The sequence below is a fragment of the Flavobacterium seoulense genome (assembly GCF_000695795.1).
GTDB lineage: Bacteria > Bacteroidota > Bacteroidia > Flavobacteriales > Flavobacteriaceae > Flavobacterium > Flavobacterium seoulense.
The window spans coordinates 297,711-314,536 of record NZ_JNCA01000001.1 but is presented as its reverse complement, the minus strand read 5'-3'; the positions used below and the strand labels follow the sequence as shown (position 1 = coordinate 314,536).

Here is a 16,826-nt window from a genome sequence, read left to right as displayed (position 1 = left end):
TATTCTGCATTTATTAATCATTTATTAAATGCAGGTAGCCTGATTTATTATTTCCATTTCCATCTTTATCAACATAATTGATTATGTAGAAATAAGTTCCACTTGGTAATCCGTTTGATTTACCTAGGGTAGCTCTTCCGTCAGATATACCTCTAAATGCTTTAGTATTGTTATCATATCCTTTTACATCAAACACTTTCACACCCCAACGGTCAAATATTTGAACGGTGTTATCAGGATAACAATCGATACCTCTCACATATAAAATTTGTTCTAAATCTGAACCAACTCCTGGTGATACTGCATTAAATACAGTAATCAAACAACCATCAACACTAACTACAGTAGAACCATCTTCTAAGAAACTTGTATCATGGGATAAATCCTGAACTACCTTTCCTAATGGACTTGTACCAAAAACCTTGGCTTGATTCGTTACACTTCCTGCAATAATATCTTCCTGAGTAATGGTATAAGTCGAAGAGAAAGTGGTATCATCAGTAGCTCCAGAAGCTATACTAATTGAGCCTTCATCCATTCCATGTCCAACCATTTCATCTTCAATCCATACATCAGACAAGGTAACTTCACCCATGTTCTTTATCGAATATTTATACTTGATAGTTTCACCTATTTGTGCCTGACCATCATTATTCTCATCTTGGAATTCACCTTTTAATATCAAACCTATAACTGCATTTTCTGGTAAATCGGTAATAGTTGGTTCATCATTATCAACAGCTGTACCTGATCTGTCCTGAACATCTACTCCTTGTGGATCTTTTCCAATAGCAATTGCAGTATTAGTTACTCGTTTGATATCAATATCTGTTTGCGTAATAGTATACTCTTGTGTAATTACTCCAGTTGCAAGTGGTGCTAAAATCGATGGAACTAAAGGCACATTTGTAGTTCCTAGCTTAGGATCATTAATTACAATATTGCTTACTGTTACATTTCCTGTATTAGTTACTGTAAATGTGTAAGTAATCTTATCTCCTACTTTTGCTTTGGTAGCATCTCCATTATAAACCCCTGTTTTAACGAATGCTAATGATCCTGATTTTGGCAATGTAGTTTCAGTTGCTGTATCGTTATCAACAGCTGTTCCTGATCTATCCTGAACATTGCCTCCTTGTGGATCTTGCCCTATAGTAATCGCAGTGTTAGTTACTTTTCCTGAATCAATATCTGCCTGAGTAATAGTATAATCTTGCGTAATTGTTCCTGTTGCGAGCGGTGCTAAAGTTGAAGGAGCCAATGCTAAATTAGTTGTTGCTAATTTTGCATCATTAATCACAATATTAGTTACCGTTACGTTTCCGGTATTGGTTACTGTAAATGTATACGTAATCTTATCTCCTACTTTAGCTTTGGTAGCATCTCCATTATAAACCCCTGTTTTAACAAAAGCTAATGAACCTGACTTTGGCAATGTAGTTTCTGTAGCAGTATCATTATCAACAGCTGTTCCTGATCTGTCCTGAACATCTACTCCTTGCGGATCTTTTCCAATAGCAATCGCAGTATTAGTCACTTTGCCTGAATCAATATCTGCTTGCGTAATAGTATACTCTTGAGTAGCTACTCCTACTCCTAATGGCGCTAAAGTTGATGGAACTAATGCTAAATTAGTTGTTCCTAATTTTGCATCGTTAATTACAATGTTACTTACCGTTGCATTTCCTGTATTAGTTACACTAAATGTATAAATAATTTTATCTCCTACTTTGGCTTTGCTTGCATCACCATTATAAACTCCAGTTTTAACAAATCCTAATGAGGCTGATTTTGGTACAGTTGTAGTTGTATTAGTATCATTATCAACTGCTGTTCCAGAAATATCCTGAACATTTACGCCTTGTGGATCTTGTCCTAATGCAATAGCTGTATTAGTCACAACTCCTGCATCAATATCTGACTGTGTAATAGTGTATTCACTTGTAATCACTCCAACTGCAGCTGGTGCTAAAGCACTTGGCACAAGAGCTAAATTAGTAACTCCTAATTTTGCATCATTGATTACAATGTTACTTACCGTTGCATTTCCTGTATTAGTTACACTAAATGTATAAGTAATCTTATCTCCTACTTTGGCTTTGCTTGCATCGCCATTGTAAACTCCCGTTTTAACAAATCCTAATGAGGCTGATTTTGGTACAGTTGTAGTTGTATTAGTATCATTATCAACTGCTGTTCCAGAAATATCCTGAACATTTACGCCTTGTGGATCTTGTCCTAATGCAATAGCTGTATTAGTCACAACTCCTGCATCAATATCTGACTGTGTAATAGTATAATCTTGCGTAATTGTTCCTGTTGCAAGCGGTGCTAAAGCACTTGGCACAAGAGCTAAATTAGTAACTCCTAATTTTGCATCATTGATTACAATGTTACTTACCGTTGCATTTCCGGTATTGGTTACACTAAATGTATAAGTAATCTTATCTCCTACTTTGGCTTTGCTTGCATCACCATTGTAAACCCCTGTTTTAACAAATCCTAATGAGGCTGATTTTGGTACAGTTGTAGTTGTATTAGTATCATTATCAACTGCTGTTCCAGAAACATCCTGAACATTTACGCCTTGCGGATCTTGTCCTAATGCAATAGCTGTATTAGTCACAACTCCTGCATCAATATCTGACTGTGTAATAGTGTATTCACTTGTAATCACTCCAACTGCAGCTGGTGCTAAAGCACTTGGCACAAGAGCTAAATTAGTAACTCCTAATTTTGCATCATTGATTACAATGTTACTTACCGTTGCATTTCCGGTATTGGTTACACTAAATGTATAAGTAATCTTATCTCCTACTTTGGCTTTGCTTGCATCACCATTGTAAACCCCTGTTTTAACAAAAGCCAATGAAGCAGATTTTGGTAAGGTAGTTTCAGTAGCAGTATCATTATCAACTGATGTACCTGATGTATCCTGAATATTTATTCCTTGTGGATCTTGACCCGTAACAATAGCCGTATTAGTCACTTTGCCTGCATCAATATCAGACTGAGTAATTATATACTCTTGTATTATAGTTTCTGTTGCTAATGGCGATAGTGTACCTGGAACTAAAGATAAATTAACAACTTCTAATTTTGGATCATTAATTACAATGTTACTTACCGTTACGTTCCCTGTATTAGTTACAGTAAATGTGTAAGTAATCTTATCTCCAACTTTTGCTCTTGTAGCATCTCCATTATAAATTCCTGTTTTAACAAGGGCTAATGAAGCTGATTTTGGTAACATAGTTTCTGTAGCGGTATCATTATCAACATCCGTACCTGATGTATCCTGAACATTTACGCCTTGTGGATCTTGTCCAATAGCAACAGCAGTATTGGTTACTTTGCCTAAATCAATATCTGCCTGAGTAATAATATAATCTTGCGTAATTGTTCCTGTTGCAAGCGGTGCTAAAGACGATGGAACTAATGCTAAGTTAGCTGTTGCTAATTTTGCATCGTTAATTACAATATTACTTACAGTTACGTTTCCTGTATTAGTTACACTAAATGTATAAGTAATCTTATCTCCCACTTTTGCTTTTGTAGCATCTCCTTGATAAACTCCTGTTTTAACAAAAGCCAATGAAGCAGATTTTGGTACAGTTGTAGTTGTATTATCATCATTATTAATAGCTGTTCCAGAAATATCCTGAACATTTACGCCTTGTGGATCTTGTCCTAACGCAATAGCTGTATTAGTCACAACTCCTGCATCAATATCTGACTGTGTAATAGTGTAAACACCTTTAATAGTTGCATTCGAAACACCTACTCCTAAAACAGCTATTGGACTTCCTGTAATTCCTGATCCTATCATTGGATCTGTTATTACAACATTTTTCAACGTTGTAGTCCCTGTATTAGTTACTGTAAAAGTATAGGTAACTGTATCTCCTACTTTTGCCTTAGTTGCATCTCCATTATAAACTCCCGTTTTCACTAAAGCAATTGATGAAGACTGTGTTACAGGTGTTTCAGTAGGATCATTAGTTGTTTCAGTAGTTCCTGAAGTATCTGTTACATTATTATTCTTTGGGTCTTTTGCTATCACCAATGCTGAGTTAGTTACTTTTCCGGCATCAATATCAGCTTGAGTAATTGTATATGTCCCAATAATACTTGTATTATTTGTAACTCCTGGTGCTAAACTAGCTATTGGATTTCCAGTAATCATCAATCCTACCATTGGATCACTAACTACAATATTATTTAATGTTGTATTTCCAGTATTTCTTACACTAAATGTATAAGTAATAACATCTCCTAAGTTTCTAACTGCTGCTGTATTTGCTGTTTTTACTAAAGTTATGGATGGACTTTGAGTTACCGGAGTTTCTGTAGCATCATTTGTAGCAATTGTAGTTCCAGAAATATCAGTAATATTTGATCCCAATGGAGGAGTAGCCGTAACTAGAGCTGAATTCGTTACTTTACCTGCATCAACATCAGCTTGGGTAATTATATAAGTACCTTTAATGCTAGTATTATCAGTAGCTCCTGGAGTTAAAGTAGCTATTGGATTTCCTGTGATAGTTAAACCTGTCATCGGATCAGTTACTGTAACATTTGTTAAAGTAGTAGTACCTGTATTTGTTACTTCGAAAGTATAATCAATTGTATCTCCTAAACCTCCAGCTCCTAATGCAATTCCTTTTTTAACTAATGCAATGGTTGATCTTTGACCAACTGGAGTTACTGTATCATCATCAGTAGCTAATGTCGTTCCTGATTTATCAATAACATTATTACCCTGTGGATTTTGTGCTGTTACTAATGCTGAATTTGTAACATTTCCTGCATCAACATCTACCTGAGTAATGGTATAAGTTCCTTTAATACTTGCTATATCAGTAGCACCAGGAGCTAAACTAGCTATTGGATTCCCTGTAATAGTTAAACCAGTCATTGGATCAGTTACTACTACGTTTGTTAAAGTAGTAGTTCCTGTATTTGTTACTGCAAAAGTATAGGTAATGATATCACCTACTCCTCCAGCTCCTGAAACACTTCCTGTTTTTACTAATGCTATTGTATTCCTTTGATCTACCGGAACTACGGTATTATCGTCTGTTGTTAATGTTGTACCAGAAATATCAGTAACATCATTATTTTTTGGGTCTTTAGCTGTTACTAATGCTGAATTTGTTACATTTCCAGCATTAACATTAGCTTGAGTAACAATGTAAGTTCCCTTAATTGAAGCATTAGTAGCTCCTGGAGCCAATGTAGCTATAGAACTTCCTGTTAATGTCAAACCTGGCATTGGATCGGTTACTACAACATTAGTTAATGTTGTATTTCCTGTGTTTGTAACTTCAAAAGTATAAGTAATAACACTTCCTAAAACAACTGGAGTAGTAAAACTCGCTTTTTTAACTAATGCAATTGCATTTGTTTGAGGCAATGATGTTGCTGTACAATCAGCACAAGTTGGACTAACTGGACAAGTAGTACATGGAGTAGGATCAGTAGAAGTAGCTGAAATATTTACTCCCAAAATAGTTGTAGCATTTACAGTTGCTAAATTATAAACCACACCGGCATCAATATCAGCCTGAGTAATATTATAAGTTGCTGTATAATTTGTATTGTTATTAGCTCCAGCTGCTAAACTAGTTATTGGAGTTCCGGTTACAGTAGCATTATTATCAGTTACTGTAAGATTTGTTAATGTTTCAAAACCTGTATTCTTAACATTAAAAGTATAATTAATTCTATCTCCAACATTTACTATTCCATCAGAATTAGCATCTTCATAAACTCCATCCTTTTCTAATGCGACAGCTGAAGAATTACATTCCAAACCACTTCCTGTACCTCCATCACTTTCGAAAGTGTTCACAAATGCACCATAAATATCAATTGAGTTAATAACACTTGCAACTGAATTTAACGTCAGCCTTATTTCATCAAAATCGGTGTTTGCTTTAAAACCTACATTATATACTCCAGGTGTAGAACCTAAGACGTTGATTCCTAAAAGTGATAAATCTACTAAATTACCTGCTGTTCTCGATTCTTGTAAAACTCCGTTATTATAAGTAGTTATCGTTAATGATTGTAATAAGTTTACTTGCGCTAAAGTTGATAAATTTCGAATAACATAACCTGCAAAAGTTCCTTTAGGATAGGTAAAACGTGCATCTTTTACAGCTACAGATCCTGAACCTACGACACCAGCTATTAAAGTAATATTAGCAAAATCTGTTTGACTGGCTGTTAATAAATTATCTGTATCTTTTACTGCACAAGAAACGCAAGCTACACCTTCAATACCTGTATGATCAGTATCTATTACAACAGGAAAATCAGGATTTGACCAAACATAATTTTTATTACACTCAACTATTGGATCACATAATTTTTGAAAAACTGCATTATACACTTTTACAATACCTAAATTTACTCCTACTGTATTTTGAAAAGAAATTTTTACTTCATCAAAAGCTTTTGTAGCAACAAAACCAAGAGTTTGTTTCCCTGTTCCAACCAACAAGTCTGTTCCAATACCTACTAACGGACCATTTCCTGTTTTTGTTTCTTGTAAAACTCCATCTAAATAAGTAGCTACTACTACTGAATTTAAAGCATCTACTGTAAGTAATGCTGGATTTTCTATAGTATAACCTGCAAAAGTTCCGGCAGGATAATTGGTAATTTGATTTTTAACAGATAAACTTCCTGTAGCCAAAGCGCCTACAGCTAAATTTACTTGTGCATAATTAGTTAGATCTGCATCTACTAAATTATCCTGATCAACAATATCACATAATACACAAGCTACTCCATTAAATCCTGAGTTTATATTATTAACATATACGGGATAAGTTGGCGCAGTCATTGGTGTTTGCGTATTACACACTAATTCTGGACCAGCACAAAAACTTTGAAAAACAGCTCCGTAAACTCTGGTTTCTCCTAAAGAAAGTCCTACTGTCTGATTAACGGTTAACCTTACTTCATCAAATGCCTGTGAACTAACAAAACCTAATTTGAAGCGTCCTGCCGAAGGAAGTAAAGAAACATTAGCTACCAGATTAGTTCCTGAAAAAGTTTCTGTCTGCGCTCCATTCAAATAAGTTGTTATAGTAACATTCCCTAGTGCAGATATACCTAACAAACTATTATTTTCAATTTCAAAACCTGCATAAGTACCAACAGGATAATCTGTTACCTGATCTTTTACAGCTATACTACCTCTAGCGGCAGCTGAAACAAGAAAATTAATCGATGCATAATCACTATCATTTGCACTAATTACATTTTCAATGTTAGAAACGCTACCTACTGAAACTAAACCTTCAAAACCTGATTTAGCATTATCAATAAAAACAGGATAAACAGGAGAGTTCATTTTAGTTGGTGTATTACAAACTAAAGTAGGTCCTGCACAGAAATTTTGAAAAACAGCCCCATAGACTCTGGTTTCTCCTAAGTTTAAACCAACAGGCTGAGCAATTGATAATTTTACCTCATCAAATGGTTGCGTGGCAACGAAACCTACTTTAAAACGATTATTAGTCCCCAATAGAGAAACTCCCGCTAATAAATTATTTCCTGAAAAACTCTCTACTGGTACTCCATTTAAATAAGTAGAAACTACTACATTACCCAAAACAGATACATTTAGAAGACCAGGATTACTTATCTCAAAACCAGCATAAGTTCCCGCTGGATAATCAACTAACTGATCTTTTACAGCTACGCTTCCAGTTGCAACAGCTGAAAGAAGGAAGTTAATTGATGCATAATCATTATCATCAGCACTAATTACATTTTCAATATTAGAAACGTTACCTACAGAAACTAAACCTGAAAAACCTGAATTAGCAGAATTAATAAAAACCGGATAATTAGGTGCAGTCATTTTTGTTGGTGTATTACAAACCAAAGCTGGACCTGCACAAAAACTTTGTAAAACAGCTCCATATACTCTAGTCTCTCCTAACGAAAGCCCTACAGTCTGATTAATTGATAGTCTTACTTCATCAAATGATTGAGAAGCAACAAAACCTACTTTAAAACGGCTATTGGTTCCTAATAAAGAAGCACCGGCTAATAAACTGTTTCCTGAAAAACTTTCTACTGGCGTTCCATTTAAATAAGTAGAAACTACTACATTACCTAAAACAGATACATTTAAAATACCCGGATTACTTATTTCAAAACCTGCGTAAGTTCCCGCAGGATAATCTGTCAATTGTTCTTTTACAGCTACGGTTCCAGTAGCAGCAGCTCCAAGAGTAAAATTAATTGAAGCATAATCATTATCATTTGCACTAACTACATTCTCAACATTAGAAACATTCCCTAACGAAACTAATCCTGAAAAACCAGAGCTAACTAAAGCAGGATAATTAGGTGCAGTTAGTTTTGTTGGTGTATTACAAACTAAAGCTGGCCCTGCACAAAAACTCTGTAAAACAGCTCCATAAACTCTGGTTTCACCTAAGTTCACAGCCACAGGCTGAGCAATAGATAATTTTACTTCATCAAATGTTTGCGTAGCAACAAAACCTACTTTAAAACGGTCATTGCTTCCTAATAAAGCAACTCCTGCTAATAAATTATTTCCAGAAAAACTTTCTACTTGCGTTCCATTTAAATAAGTAGAAACTACCACATTACCTAAAACCGAAACATTTAAAATACTAGGATTACTTATCTCAAAACCTGCATAAGTTCCTGCAGGATAATCCGTAACCTGATCTTTTACAGCTATACTACCTGTAACCCCTAGTCCAACTGCAAAATTAATTGTTGCATAATCTGTATCATTTGAATTGATTACATTTTCAACATTACTAACACCACTGCCAACTAAATTTACTCCAGTAACACCTGTATTTAAATGACTAATACCAACCGGATGAGTTGGTAAACTTAATTTAGTAGCTGTATTACATACCAAAGCCGGTCCTGCACTATATTCTCTAACCACTGCATGATATACATTAGTAGAACCCAATAAAGACACTCCTCCATTTAAAACTATCTCGATAGCATCAAATGTTAGAATTGTATTAAAACCTACAATATATTCTGTTGGACTAGAAAGCAAGTTTAGGCTTAATAAAGATGCTCCTGAGAAAGTTTCTCTCAAAACGCCATCATTATAAGTTCTTATTGTTACTCCATTTAGTAACTCTAAACTAAGTAATCCTCCACTTGGTCCAATTTTAAATCCAGCGAAAGTTCCTGCTGCAAAAGTTTTATTAGCATCAGTTACTCTCAATGAATGGTTGAAACCTACATTAAGAGCCCCAAAACTAGCAGTAGCATAATCAGTTAAATTTGTATTAATCAGATTAGCCTCATTGCTAATATTACATCCTATACACAATCCAAGACCTGAAGTAAACGTAGATTTTGATACTGATAAACCATTACCAAAATTATCTGTGGTTAATGGAGTTGGAATCTCAGCATTATTTTGCCCATAAAAATTTAAAGACAACAATAGCAAACCTAGAAAGAAGAATAATTTACTAATCTTATTTCTTAGTTGCAGCGCTTCGATAAAAGGATTATTTGATAAATCTGGGTAGTTTTTTCTCATAATTCAAAGAATTTAATTTTGACTTAAATCAACATTTAGATTTATTTAGTCCGAATAGTAGGACTACAAAAATTATAAAACTAAATAGTTATAAAGATCTATTGACAAAATTAAATCATTGAATACGGATAAAATCATAATATGCCTAGACATAAAACGACATAAGTGCAAAATAAAAACTACTAAAAAATAGTTAAAAATCAACTTTAAAACTGACGTATTCTTACAAAAAACTTTTGATTATATTGGTATATTTGTAAAAGACTATAATTAGTACTGATAAAAATTAATACTAAAATCATAAAATTTCTTACATAGACACCAATCAACCTATATATCAACTTAGTATAACTTAAAAAATTGAAACAAGCCAAAGCAAATACCATCACTTTTTTAATTGTAATACTGACTGCTTGTTCTATGTTGATAGTAATCAACTTTTACACCATAAAAACTTTATCAGCAACAAGAGCTTATGTAAACGGGGAATCCCGTTATTCAAAAGGACATAATATTGCTACCCGAAATTTGATTAATTATTTATTTACTTCGAATGAAGAATATTGGAAAAACTTTGAGCTAAATCTTGCTATTCCATTAGGAGATGCTGAAGCTAGAAATGCCTTGATTGAAGAACTAGATACTGAGACAATAAAACAAGGTTTTAGAGAAGGTCAAAATGAAGAAGAAGATTTAAATGATATGATTTGGTTATTCCAAAACTTTAGAAATTTTTCTTTTTTCAAAAAAGCTGTATCAGAATGGGAATCTGGAGATGTTTTAAATAAACAATTATATCAAATAGCAGTCGATGTAAAAAAGAGATTAAACAATAATGAAATTGATTACAACGAGAAAATTGAAATTCTCAAAGAATTAGACGAAATCAACAAGGAAATATCAATTAAGCAGGATGCTTTTTCTGAATCATTAGGAGACGGCACACGAGAAGTAAAAAATTATTTACTGCTGGCAAACATCTTTTTTACCTTTATTATCATAGGCTCCATTAGTTTTTATTATAGTGCTATGTTGCAAAAAATAATAAAATCGAAACAGGAACTAAATCAACAAAAAGAACAACTCGAAGCAATAATCAATGATTTAGAAAAAACCAAACAAGATTTATCAACTGAAATTATTCAGCATAAAAAAATAATCGGGACCATAAGTCATGATATTCGAAGTCCATTAAAGTATATCCAGCTTATCGCAAAACATTTAATTACGAGTACTAAAAAGTCTAAAGACGCTACAACAATCAAATATGTTGATTCTATTTATAAGTCTTCGTCGCAGCTTTATGATTTCACCAAAACGCTAATTGAATATTCTAAGATATATATTGAGGATAAAGACTATGACCAAAAAATGTTTTCGGTTTATGATTTAATCGAAAATAAGAAAATATTTTTTGAAGATATTGCTGCCAATAATGGCACACAAATTATAAACAAAACCGATTTAAATCTTAGTTCAGATATTAATATTCGAATTATTTCGATAATTATCCACAACCTATTAGACAATGCTGTAAAGAACACCAATTCAGGCATAATCGAAATTGGAGCTCATGCTGATTCTGAAAAAATAAGCTATTGGGTTAAAGATACAGGCTCAGGAATGAGTCAGGACATTATTGATTATTATACTAATTTATTTAAAGACAGAGACCCCGAAAAATTAATTCTAAGCACCTATGGCATTGGTTTGCATTTGGTATTAGAATTATTAGTTATACTTAAAGGAAATATTTCATTTTCAAATCCTACTAATGGAGGTACAACAGTAACAATTGATATCTATTTCAAACAAAACAAATAAGTCTTAACATAAATCACCAAACTATGCAAAAAGAAATACTTATCGTTGATGATCATTTAGTAGTACGGACTGGTGTTTCAATTATTCTGGAAGAGAAAATAAAAAACATTAGTATTCTAACAACTGAAAACTTCAACGACACTTTAAAAGTGCTAAAAGAAAAGAAATTTGATTTAATTATTTTAGATATTAATATTCCTGGTGGTCGAAATACTTCAATGATTGAAGCCATTAGAGACATACAACCTGAAGTTAAGATTTTAATTTTTTCTGTTTATGAAGAAGACACGCACGCCTGCCCTTACATTATTGCTGGTGCCAATGGTTATCTTAATAAGTTAAGTGATAAGAAAAAACTAACTGGTGCGGTAGATACTATTTTAAAAACAGGAAACTACCTAACTCCTGATATCATTAAAGAATTAGTAAAAGCATCCACTAATAAACAAAGTATAGATCCATTAGACAAACTCTCTAAAAGAGAAAGAGAAATTTCAGAGCTATTAATTAAAGGTGATGGAAATATCGAAATAGCTAATAAATTAAGTATTCAGCTTACAACCGTTAGTACTCATAAAAACAAAATATTCAACAAACTGAATATTAAAAACATTGTCGAACTCATTTCTTTATTTAATAAATCAACAGGTTTAAATAGTTCGATGCAATAAAAAAAGCTAGGTTCTTTTTTATCAAAAAACCTAGCTTTTAATCATAAAATCTTGTGATTATTGTTGTTTATCATCAAATTTTTCATGTTTGATAATCTTAGCTTTAATCATAAAATGTACATGTTCAGCAATATTAGTACAATGTTCAGAAACACGTTCCAAATGTTTTAAAACCATTACCAGATTCATTCCTGAAACAACAGCTTTCGAATTCGATTTCATTTCGTTCATCAAATTATGAATCGTATCATCGGTTCCTTTTTTGATGCTGTTGTTTAAAACAAAAATTTCTCCAATAGTTGTTTCGCTTCTATCTAAGAAACACTGGTTCATTTTTTTTGTAATTTCTTCAACATGCTTTGCTAATTCTGCTACATTGAATTTTACAATTAAATCGTGTTTATCTTTTATGTTTTTCGAATTTTTGATAACACTAATAGCCAAATCCCCTATTCTTTCGATTTCATTACTTATTTGCATCGAAGCCATGATAAAACGTAAATCAGAAGCTACAGGTTGTTGCAAAGCAAAAATAGCCTGACAAATCTCATCTATTTTAACATCTAATTTATCAATTTTCTCTTCGTTTTTCTTAACCTCTTTTTTCTCAGCCATAGGCTCAGATAGTAATGCTTTTACCGCTTCTATCAATTGATTTTCGGCAAGATTACCTATTTTGATAATTACATTCTTAAGCTTCTCTAATTCTATTTCAAAGTGTGATCCCATTTTTTTAATTTTAAAGTTAACCAATTATATTTCGAGGAAAAAAATTAACCAAATCTTCCTGTTATATAATCTTCCGTTTGCTGGATTGCCGGCTTGGTAAAAATAGTTTTTGTTTTATCACATTCAATTAATTTTCCCATATAGAAAAAAGCCGTATTATCGCTCACGCGAGCCGCCTGCTGCATGTTATGAGTCACAATAACAATAGTATATTGTTTCTTTAATTCGTGAATTAAATCCTCAATTTTAGAAGTCGAAATTGGATCCAATGCCGAAGTAGGTTCGTCCATCAATAAAACCGAAGGCTGAATGGCTAATGCACGGGCAATACATAAACGCTGTTGCTGTCCGCCAGATAATTCAAATGCCGATTTCTTTAATTTATCTTTTACTTCATCCCACAAAGCTACCTGCTCGATAGAAGTAACTACTCTTTCTTCGATGATATTTTTATCTTCAATTCCGTTTACTCTTAAACCGTAAGCTACATTTTCGTAAATAGTTTTTGGAAAAGGATTTGGCTTCTGGAATACCATACCTACATTTTTCCTTAAATCATCAACATTTGTATTTCTTTGATAAATATCGTTTTGATCAATTAGAATACTTCCTTCCATTCGGGTGTTATCGATCAAATCATTCATTCGATTCAATAAACGCAGGAAAGTAGATTTTCCGCAGCCCGAAGGACCAATAAGTGCCGTAACAGTATGTTCCCTCATCGACAACGAAATATCGTGCAAGGCTTGAGTTTCTCCGTAAAAAAAGTTTACGTTTCTGGATTCTATTTTATGCATGTTATACTTTTTTCTTTTACTTTATAAACCAACTCATTTGGTATTAGTTCATTTTAACTTTTTTTCCGTAATATTTGCGAAGTGCATTCGCTAATAAATTAGAAATTAATACGATAATAATTAATATAAGTGCTGTACCATAAGCCATTGCTCTGGACTTTTCAATATTAGTTCCACTCGTTGCAATTACATATAAATGGTACGGCAAAGCCATTGCCTGATCAAAAATAGAAGATGGTAATTTAGGCAAAAAGTAAGCTGCTACGGTAAATAAAATAGGAGCTGTTTCGCCAGAAACCCTTCCGATAGAAAGAATCAAACCAGTAATAATATTTGGGAAAGCAATGGGTAAAACTACTTTACTTGTCGTTTGCCATTTGGTTGCTCCTAAACCCAAGCTTGCTTGTCTAAAAGTGGCATCAACTGCTTTTAAGGATTCCTCAGTAGTTCTAATAACAACCGGAAGCACTAATAATCCAAGTGTTAATCCACCAGCTAAAATAGAATCGCCAAACCCTAATTTATTCACGAATAATGACATTCCGAATAATCCAAAAACAATAGATGGAACTCCGGCAAGGTTATTTGTCATTTGCTTAATTACCTTTTTTATCCAACCGTCTTTTACATATTCGGTCATATAAATGGCTGCAAATACTCCTACTGGAAAAGCAAAAATAATACTTGCCAAAACCAAACAAAGTGTACCAACGATAGCCGGGAAAATTCCGCCTTCGGTCATTCCATTAGTTGGCATTGCCGTAATAAATTCCCAACTGATTACTCCAATTCCTTTTACCACAATAAATGCCAGAATGACAAATAAAAGGGCTACAATAGCATAACTTATTGCTGTAAAGATGCCAAAAGCTATGTTTTGGGTTATTCTTTTTTTTCGTGCTAATTTATTTTCTGAATTCATTATTAGTGTTTTTTGTGTGCTTTTCTATTAGTAACTAATTCGACTAGCATATTAATTCCAAATGTGATTAAGAATAAAATACAACCTAAAGCAAATAAGGCTTCGTAGTGTAAACCTCCATTTGGTGCTTCACCAAGTTCGGCAGCAATGGTTGCAGGAATAGTTCGCACTGGTGCCAAAAGTGTATTTGGGATTACAGCAGCATTTCCGGTAACCATTAATACCGCCATTGTTTCACCAATTGCTCTACCAATTCCTAAAATAGCTCCAGCTGTAATTCCAGATGCCGAATAAGGCATTACTACTTTGTAAATGGTTTGCCATTTAGACGCTCCCAAAGCTAAACTGGCTTCTTTCATAGCACGCGGTGTGTTACGCATGGCATCTTCAGAAATAGTAATTATTGTAGGCAAAGCCATAATCGCTAAAACTACACTTCCTGCTAATCCTGTTTCGCCCACAGGCAAATTAAAAGTGCTTTGAATTAAAGGAACAATCACTACTAATCCAAAAAAACCATAAACTACCGATGGAATTCCGGCTAATAATTCGATTAAAGGTTTTAATAAACTACGGGTTCTTTTTTTAGCAATTTCGCTTAGATAAATTGCAGCAGCTAATCCGATAGGTAGAGCTAAAAGTATTGCTCCAAAACTCACCCATAAAGTTCCATAAATTAACGGCTTCACTCCCATTTGGGCAATGGGCTGCGCAGTAGGAAACCATTCTTCACCAGATAAAAATTCCCAAACCTTAATTTTATCAATATCTAATTCTTTTCCCGAAAATTTTTCTGCTTTGTATTTATCTGAAAAGAAAGCGATAATCCCTGGTTGTTTTTCGATTAACTCATTAATCTTTTCCGGAAAATATTCAAAGTTAGGGCCTAATTCTTCTTCAGTATAATACTCTGTAATATCACTTGTTCTAAACAACACAATCGGTCTGTCTTCTCCTCCTAGCTGTTTCCAATTAGTGATTTTTTTATCAAAAACATCCTTAATTTGAGAAGGCTGAAGTGTCTTTACATTATTAGTAGCATTCACAGCCAGTAAATAACCATCATCTATTGGTTTTCTGCTAAAAACGCCAGCTCCTTCAATAAATAGAAAAAAAACAATCAAGATTACCGTAACACTTGTAGCGGCACCACTTAGCATTAAAATGGCCTCTATTAGTTTCTCTTTTAGCTGTTTAAAATTTGTTTTCAAATCAGTATCTTTTAATTTTCGCAAAACTACATCAGCGACCTAGATTAAATGTTCAGTAGTTATTACGATTGGGTTAACTTAATGTTAAGTGATATTTATTTTAGAGACAAAAAACAAAAAAGGTTACCAAATGATAACCTTTTTCTTAAACTGAATATTTATAATAAGTATTATTTTAAAGGAATGTAACCAATATCAGAAACTGTTTTTTGACCTGCTTCCGAAAGCGCATAATCAACAATTGATTTTACTTTTGCTGCATTTGTTTTATCATACATATAAAACAATGGTCTTGAAATTGGGTACGTTTTATCTTTAGCACTTTCTATTGAAGGCTCAATAAATGTTTTACCCTGATCATAAGAAACTCCTAATTGTTTTACTTCTTTAGTCTCATAAGCTAAACCAATGTAACCAATAGCTCCTTTAGTCTGACCAACTGCCTGAACAATTGCTCCAGTTGCTGGTAAACTCAACACATCTGTTGCATAGTTTTTCTTAGCCATTACTTCTTCTTTGAAAAACTCATACGTTCCAGAAGAAGATTCTCTTGAATAAGCTACAATTTTCTCATCAGCTCCACCTACTTCTTTCCAGTTTTTAATTTCTCCGGTAAAGATTTTTTCTAATTGCTCACGAGTCAATTTTGAAATTTTATTCGCTGGATTCACAATTACTGTCAAAGCATCAAAAGCAATCACAACTTGTTCAATTTCTTTTTTAGCTTCAGAAAACTTTAATTTTTCTTCTGTCTTCAAATCTCTTGAAGCCATTGCAATATCAGTAGTTCCGTCAATAAGAGCAGTAATACCTACTCCAGTTCCTCCTCCTACTACTGTAACACTGGTACCAGCATCTGATTTCATTAAATCTTCAGCTTCTTTTTGCGCTAATGGCAAAACAGTATCACTTCCTTTTATTGTTACCGAAACAGCTGCTGCTTTATCTCCAGAAGTCTTATCTTCTGTTTTAGCCTTACCACAACTCAACATACCTATTAAAGGTAAAATCAAAAACAATTTAATTTTATTCATTTTTATGATTTATTAATTTTGTACAAATGTATTTTCTCAATGTTATCTTAGTGTTAGCAATGTATTA

The 16,826-nt window shown here is 33.3% G+C and carries 8 protein-coding genes; 2 read left to right on the top strand and 6 right to left on the bottom strand.

The window, feature by feature from the left end:
* Positions 1-13: 13 nt before the first annotated feature.
* A complete protein-coding gene (locus FEM21_RS01135) occupies positions 14-9,571 on the bottom strand; it encodes a DUF7507 domain-containing protein (protein ID WP_035656823.1) in 9,558 nt (3,185 codons plus the stop codon).
* A gap of 360 nt (positions 9,572-9,931) precedes the next feature.
* Between FEM21_RS01135 and FEM21_RS01130 the strand changes: the two genes are divergently transcribed.
* Together FEM21_RS01130 and FEM21_RS01125 are read left to right on the top strand one after the other, a co-directional pair.
* Positions 9,932-11,395 carry a sensor histidine kinase gene (locus tag FEM21_RS01130; protein WP_035656820.1) on the top strand — a complete coding sequence of 488 codons (1,464 nt, stop codon included), beginning with the start codon at positions 9,932-9,934 and terminating at the stop codon, positions 11,393-11,395.
* Between the two features lie 23 nt (positions 11,396-11,418).
* On the top strand, positions 11,419-12,066 hold the full coding sequence (locus FEM21_RS01125; RefSeq protein ID WP_035656819.1) for a response regulator: 648 nt from the start codon (positions 11,419-11,421) through the stop codon (positions 12,064-12,066).
* A 57-nt stretch (positions 12,067-12,123) separates the two neighbouring features.
* Here FEM21_RS01125 and phoU read toward each other — a convergent pair whose 3' ends face one another.
* The 5 genes from phoU to FEM21_RS01100 all read right to left on the bottom strand — a co-directional run bounded on the left by phoU (position 12,124) and on the right by FEM21_RS01100 (position 16,759).
* Positions 12,124-12,795 (bottom strand): phosphate signaling complex protein PhoU, encoded by a 672-nt coding sequence (phoU, locus tag FEM21_RS01120; RefSeq protein WP_035657124.1) that lies wholly within the window; start codon positions 12,793-12,795, stop codon positions 12,124-12,126.
* Between the two features lie 44 nt (positions 12,796-12,839).
* Positions 12,840-13,592, bottom strand: a complete 753-nt coding sequence (pstB, locus tag FEM21_RS01115) for a phosphate ABC transporter ATP-binding protein PstB (RefSeq protein ID WP_035656817.1) — start codon at positions 13,590-13,592, stop codon at positions 12,840-12,842.
* A 43-nt stretch (positions 13,593-13,635) separates the two neighbouring features.
* Complete coding sequence (gene pstA, locus FEM21_RS01110; RefSeq protein WP_035656814.1) at positions 13,636-14,514, bottom strand: phosphate ABC transporter permease PstA; 879 nt, start codon at positions 14,512-14,514, stop codon at positions 13,636-13,638.
* A gap of 2 nt (positions 14,515-14,516) precedes the next feature.
* A complete protein-coding gene (gene pstC / locus FEM21_RS01105; protein ID WP_035657122.1) occupies positions 14,517-15,725 on the bottom strand; it encodes a phosphate ABC transporter permease subunit PstC in 1,209 nt (402 codons plus the stop codon).
* A gap of 170 nt (positions 15,726-15,895) precedes the next feature.
* The gene (locus FEM21_RS01100) at positions 15,896-16,759 is read right to left on the bottom strand and encodes a PstS family phosphate ABC transporter substrate-binding protein (protein ID WP_035656813.1); all 864 of its coding nucleotides are present in this window, start codon (positions 16,757-16,759) and stop codon (positions 15,896-15,898) included.
* Positions 16,760-16,826 lie beyond the last annotated feature (67 nt).